The following is a 6156-nucleotide window of genomic DNA, read 5'->3' as shown; positions in this document are numbered from 1 at the left end:
GGTGAGTCGAGCTTGATGGGGAAGTTCGAGAATCCTCAATCGCACATCGTCATCACCTCCGACCATCTCCAGCAGATCGCAGACGTACTGACCCCCTACCTTCACCCCGGCGTCAGCACGCGTCGGGAGCAGGTCACTGCCGACGGCAGTGACCTGGACGACGAGTTGGCATCGTCCGATGCGATGCCGGCAGTGTCGTACGGGCAGGCTGGTACGCCATTGCTGATCCAACCCACCGCTGGGCGTTCGGGTCTTCCAGCGGCGAGAGGCGTGGACTTCGAAGGGCAAGGGGGCGAGGTCGAGTCTTCGAGTGTGCAGGGTGAGTACGCTTGGTCGGATTCGGGTGGGTCGGCTCAGCGGTTGGTCGAGGCCCTTGACGCGTGGCGGCCTTCGGACACGGAGTCTGACGTGGAGTCGGTTGCAGCGTTCGATGGTGCTTCGGTCGGTTCCGGGGTCTTGGATGCGTCGTCGAGTCTGTCGAAGCCGCCGAGTCTGACGATGTCGTGGGCTGATGAGTCCCCGATGTGGGATGTGATGCCTGAGGTGGGGGCGGCGCCTCTGGTTCGTGACCCCTGGTGGAAGGTGCCCAGTTGGGGTGAGCGCGTGGTTCGGAACACGCTGGAGGGTTGGTGGCTCGGCCTTCGCGGGCCAGGCCGCGTGCCGGCCTCTGGGGAGGAGCATCCGGCTGCCCATGAACTCGTCCACGGATTCGGTGTCCGTGACGACGATGCCCCGCCGCAGGCCCTGCTCACGCCTGGCGGGCGTGGCAAGCAGGTGCTCTCTGCGGGTGAATCGAGCCTGATGGGCGAATTCGTGATCTTGGACACGGAGTCTGACGTGGAGTCGGTTGCACTGTTGAAGTCGTCGAGGTCGTCGGCTGGTGGATCCCCGTCGTTGCAGGTGCTGGAGGTGGGGGCGGCGCCTCTGGTTCGTGACTCCGGGTGGAAGATGCCCAGCTGGGGTAGGAACGTGGTCCGGAACAAGGTGATGGGTTGGCTCGGCCTTCGCGGGCCAGGCCGCGTGTCGGCCTCTGGGGAGGAGCCGGGCCAGGGTGTGGCGGTGCCTGCTGCGGGGCGTCTGGCCGAGTCCGGTGAAGTGGTGCCGTCGGCGGATTCCCCGTCGGCTGGGACGTCACAGGCCCCTCAACCCACCAGCGTGGATCCGGCGCTGGCGAGACGCAGTTTCGAGTCGGGTGAGCTTGCCCATTCGGTTGCGTCCGGCGGCGGCGGTCGCTTTGATCACCCGTCGGCTTCGAGTGAGCGTGATCAGACTGAGCAGACCCGCCGTGTTCCGACGGAGCCGCATGGCGCGGATGTCCGGAGTGGTACGGGGCGTGCCGCCAGTGAGAGCGGAGAGGGTATCGGTGATGCCCTCACGGGGAGTGGGGGGGCCGTAGGCGCCGATGTGAACCAGGTGTCGCCCGCCGACGTCACCGCCGGCGCTGCCAGTCCTGCACGCAGTGTCCGTGGCCATCAGGAACCCTTGGCGGCTGGTGGTGGCACCTTGCCAGGGCAGAACCCGAACCAGACCGCAGCCGAGGAAGATCTTAGCGCGAAGATCGCAGATCTGCTGCGCTCTCCGGCTGTGCTGGAGGTCCCGGTGGAGCTCAGCGATCTGCAGGCGGCGAAGCTTCCGATCTCACAGGGAGACCGCGCTATGTGGGTACTTCAATCAACATGGCCGTTGGGGGCATTCGAACCGGCGCAACGCCAAGCCATGCTCGCCAGCAGTCCCAGGCTCTTCCGAGAGGCGGAGCGGAGATTTTCAGGCGGAACCGAGGAGCCGGAGGAGTCTTCCGGACAGGGTCCCCGGACCGATGCTGAGGGGAGTGCTGAGCACCGTCTACAGGGTTCCGTCAATGATGCTCGGCCGGTCATGGAGTCCGGCACACCGCCCGCGGGTGACTTCCGCGGAAGCCTCGACAGCTTGCCTGAGATTTCGAGTGTGTCTGGTGCGACCGATACGGACCCGGACGAACTGGCGGGGAAGCCGATTCTCCAAGTGGCGGATGAGCTACGTGTGTCGCTCGCGGATTCGATCTCGGAGTCGGACTTCGATGATCTGCGTGATGGGAGGGATCGTTGGGGTTCGGAGTCTTCGGCTGAGTTGAGTGAGTTGAGTGGGTCGGATGCGGACACTGATCTGGATTCGGTGGCGTCGGATGCGGACACTGATCTGGGTTCGTTGGCGGGGTTGGAGTTTGGATCGGACTCGTCGGATGAACTGTCGTTGTCCGGGTCGCGTGTGTCGCTTGAGGATCCGGTCTTCGTGTTTGACTTCGATGCTCTGCGTGATGGGAGGGATCGTTGGGGTTCGGAGTCTTCGGCTGAGTTGAGTGAGTTGAGTGGGTCGCGTGTGTCGCTTGAGGATCCGGTCTTCGTGTTTGACTTCGATGCTCTGCGTGATGGGAGGGATCGTTGGGGTTGGGAGTCTTCGGCTGAGTTGAGTGAGTTGAGTGGGTCGCGTGTGTCGCTCGCGGATTCGATCTCGGAGTCTGACTTCGATGATCTGCGTGATGGGAGGGATCGTTGGGGTTCGGAGTCTTCGGCTGAGTTGAGTGAGTTGAGTGGGTCGGATGGGTCGGACACTGATCTGGATTCGACGGCGGGGTGAACCGTTCCGGGTTCGGTAGAGATCTCAGATGTTGGGTGTGACCTGGGGTTTCGTGGTTGCGAGGTAGTGGTTGTTCTCGTATTCGACCGGCGGGACGTGGCCTATCTCACCGTGGAGTCGTCGGTGGTTGTACCAGTCGACGTATTCGGCGGTGGCGAGCTCGACGTCGGACAGCGTCTTCCACGGCCGCCGGGGCTTGATCAGCTCGGTCTTGAACAGCCCGATCGTGCTCTCCATCAGGGCGTTGTCGTAGGCGTCGCCGACCGGGCCGATCGAGGCGGCAATACCGGCGGCGTCCAGGTGCTCGGCGAGCCGGAAACTCGTGTATTGACCGGATTCAACCGGTCGTTGCAACACCAGCTTGTTGAAGCAACTGTAGCTGCTCGTTGAACGCCTCGGCGGGTGTCCTCCAGCCGAGCGTTTTGCGGGGTCTGCTGTTGAGAGCGTGAGCAACGGCCTCGACTTCCTCGGGAGACCATCTCGAGAGATCGGTGCCTTTCGGGAAGTACTGGCGCAGGAGCCCATTGGTGTTCTCGTTCGTGCCACGCTGCCATGGACTATGCGGATCGGCGAAGAACACGGGAATGCCTGTCTCGACTCTAAATTGCGCATGGGCCGACATCTCCTTGCCGCGATCCCATGTCAGCGACCGTGCCAGCTGTTCGGGCAGCGTCGACATCGTATTTGCGAGTGCGTTCTTCATCGTGATCGCTCCGTAACCGGCCAGCGCGGGACCGTTCTTGACGGTATGTTTGTGCCGGTAGCCCTTCTCGCGCGGAAGGTGGACTAGCATCGTGAATCGAGTGGACCGCTCGACGACAGTGCCGATCGCGGACCGCTCCAGCCCGATGATCAGGTCGCCTTCCCAGTGGCCAGGAACAGCACGGTCCTCGACTTCGGCAGGCCGTTCACTGATCAGCGCTTCGGGTGTCACATGCGCCCAGGTCTTGCGACGTGAACGAGCACGCGGGGCACGCAGCGCGCGGCCCGTGCGAAGGCACAAGATCAGCTCCCGCTTCAACGCCCCGCGGCCCTGAATGTAGAGCGCCTGGTAGATCGCCTCGTGGCTGATGCGCATGGACTCATCATCCGGGAAATCAGCCTTGATCCGGTTCGCGATCTGTTCCGGACTCCACGCCTGTACCCACGCGCGGTCCTTGCGGTGCGGCTTGTTCCGCCCCGTCCACGTACCTGTCGAAGGTCCTGCGATCGCCCTGCCCCCAGGCGGGCTGATCTCTCCGGACAGCCGCTCCTGGACGTACGCGTGCAGCCGCGGATTGGCGACCAGCTTCGATGTCTTCGGGCGGCGTGCGGCCATGTCCGATTTCCACTGTGCGACCGATGCCCGGTAATCGAGCTTCCCGCTCCTGGTGGCCGCGTTGCGCCGCAACTCACGGGAAATCGTCCCCGGATTACGGCCGACTTCCCGAGCAATTTCACGAACGCCCTTGCCTTGGGCGTTGAGGAGCGCGATCTCCTCCCGCTCAGAGAACGACAGGTACCTGCCCGAATGCGGCTTCGGATCGAACGGTCGCATGCCGCCACACTGCCGAAACCAGCGCGTGGCCACTGTCGGCGCCACGCCGACAACCCCGGCCGCTTCCTCCGCGAGGAGACCTTTGGCGATTTCGTCCCAGAACGCCGTTTCGATATGACGCTGAAATTTTGGATGCCCCGGAGACCTCAACTTCGGCCGAATGGCCCGATCGGCTGCCTGCTGACGACGAACCATCCCACACCTCGCTGATCACGAGGTGTTGCGACGACCGATTGAATCCGCCTTGCGACCCGGCATCCGAGTGATGAATCAACTCGCCTGGCTGAACGGGATGCTGGTCACGGTCGCGCTGCCAGATCGCCATCTCCAGGGCGTCCAGCACGAAGACCGTCTCCTTCACGGTGGCCGCGGACCAGCCGACGATCCGGCGGGAGAAGGTGTCCACGACGAAGGCGACGTGGACGACACCTGCCCAGGTCTTCACGTGGGTGAAGTCCGCGACCCAGCAGCGGTTCGGGGCGCCGGCGACGAAGTCGCGGTCGACGAGGTCCGGGGCCCGCCCGGTCTGGCCGCCGGGAAGCGTGGTGATCACGCGTTTGCCGCGGACCGCGCCGGTGATGCCGAGCTCGCGCATCAGACGTTCAACGGTGCAGCGGGCCACGGCCTGGCCCTGCCGGTTCAGCTCCCGCCAGATCTTCCTCGCCCCGCAGACGCGGTAGTTGGAGTCGTAGACGTGCTGGATCAGTTCCTTCGGCTCGCCGTCCCGCACGGTCCTGGCAGACGGCGCGGTCCGGCGTTTGTGATGGGCGTAGTAGGTGGCAGGGGCGATCTTGCAGTCGTGCATCGTCAGCACGCGGCAGATCGGCTCGACGCCGCCGAAGCGGCCCTTGTGCTCGTCGATGAACGCTACGAGCGTGTGTGTGGCCGGTCGAGCTCGGCCGCGAAGAAAGACGCCGCGGCCTTGAGGATCTCGTTCGCCCGCTTGAGCTCGGCGTTCTCCTTCTTCAGCCGCTTCAGCTCGGCGGACTCCTCCGTCGTCGTCCCCGGCCGGGTGCCGGCGTCGATCTGGTCCTGCCGTACCCACTTCCGCAGGGTTTCGGTTGTGCCGATGCCCAGCTTCTGGGCGACCGCTTTCATCCCGGCCCACTCGGTGTCGTACTCCGGCCGCACCTCGGCGACCATGCGGACCGCACGACGGCGCAGCTCAAGCGGGTAAGGGGAAGGACGTGCCATGACTCGATCCTCTCAAATGATCGAGTCCCTACCGAACCCGGAACGGTTCACCATGACCTCACCACAGGCCCACGGCCCCCAGAACACCCCATCCCAGGCCACGGAATCGGCAGCATCGCAAGGAGACACGGCAACAGGGACGGTGGAGGCTGCGGGTTCGCCGGCGATGCTGTCGGCTTCCCCGGCCGGAGGCGTTACCACTGTGCTTCCTGCCGTAGGCAGTGCCGAGCAGGGACTCCCGATCAGGAGCCGGCGTCACTGGTCGTCGGCGTGGTCGGGGAGTCGGAAGCGGCAGGTGAGACGTTTGGTGGCACGGCCGAGGCTGCCGCGGACGTCCCGCCTGGGCGGCCGCACAAGAGTCTGCTGGCCGGGGCTGCGATCGTGGGAGCTCTTCTGGTGGAGGTGCCGCAGGCATCGGTTGGTGAAGACTCTGTGCGGCCGAACGACCTGGCGACTGACCAGGGGCCGCCGCATGGAGGACGGTGGCCGCACTGTCGGTTTCACCCAACCTGACCGTAGGTACAGGGTTTCCGCAGTAGGTTGAAGTACGCAGCGCAGAGCCTTGAAGTCCGCCCGGAGATGGGTTCAACGGGAAGGTGTCCGTAAGTACCTCTCGCTGCGGCCCAGAGCCGAAGAGGGCGCCTAGCAGGAAGCACTGAATTTTTCATGGCAATCCAGGTCTCACCGCTGGTGAACAATATGCTGTTCGTCCTTATTGGCGAGCGGTTGATGCAGGCGAATGAGGACCTGGCTCGTGACAGTCATGCGGCGTTCAGGGGTTTGGCTCATGATGTCCGTGGTCTGTCGGATGT

4 protein-coding genes and 1 pseudogene are annotated in these 6156 nt (G+C 64.4%); 1 reads left to right on the top strand and 4 read right to left on the bottom strand.

Features of this window, described 5'->3' with window-relative positions:
• Positions 1 to 15: 15 nt before the first annotated feature.
• Positions 16 to 2613 carry a hypothetical protein gene (locus ACZ7G3_RS35610; protein WP_470930850.1) on the top strand — a complete coding sequence of 866 codons (2598 nt, stop codon included), beginning with the start codon at positions 16 to 18 and terminating at the stop codon, positions 2611 to 2613.
• A 24-nt stretch (positions 2614 to 2637) separates the two neighbouring features.
• On the opposite strand, the gene ACZ7G3_RS35605 is transcribed toward ACZ7G3_RS35610, so the two are convergent.
• From ACZ7G3_RS35605 to ACZ7G3_RS35590, 4 genes and pseudogenes are all read right to left on the bottom strand, one after another.
• The gene (locus ACZ7G3_RS35605) at positions 2638 to 2967 is read right to left on the bottom strand and encodes an integrase core domain-containing protein (protein ID WP_470930849.1); all 330 of its coding nucleotides are present in this window, start codon (positions 2965 to 2967) and stop codon (positions 2638 to 2640) included.
• Positions 2951 to 4345 carry an IS30 family transposase gene (locus ACZ7G3_RS35600; protein WP_470930847.1) on the bottom strand — a complete coding sequence of 465 codons (1395 nt, stop codon included), beginning with the start codon at positions 4343 to 4345 and terminating at the stop codon, positions 2951 to 2953. The genes ACZ7G3_RS35605 and ACZ7G3_RS35600 overlap by 17 nt, the downstream gene beginning before the upstream one ends.
• Positions 4346 to 4406: 61 nt before the next feature.
• Positions 4407 to 5012: pseudogene (locus ACZ7G3_RS35595) on the bottom strand (IS3 family transposase); the annotation flags it as partial.
• Between the two features lie 5 nt (positions 5013 to 5017).
• Entirely contained in the window at positions 5018 to 5344 is a 327-nt protein-coding gene (locus ACZ7G3_RS35590) for a transposase (protein ID WP_470930845.1), read from the bottom strand.
• Positions 5345 to 6156: the final 812 nt, after the last annotated feature.

It is taken from the genome of Streptomyces sp. NPDC037271 (assembly GCF_055603605.1).
The sequence above is the reverse complement of the archived record's forward strand: the minus strand, read 5'-3'. Positions and strand labels throughout refer to the sequence as shown.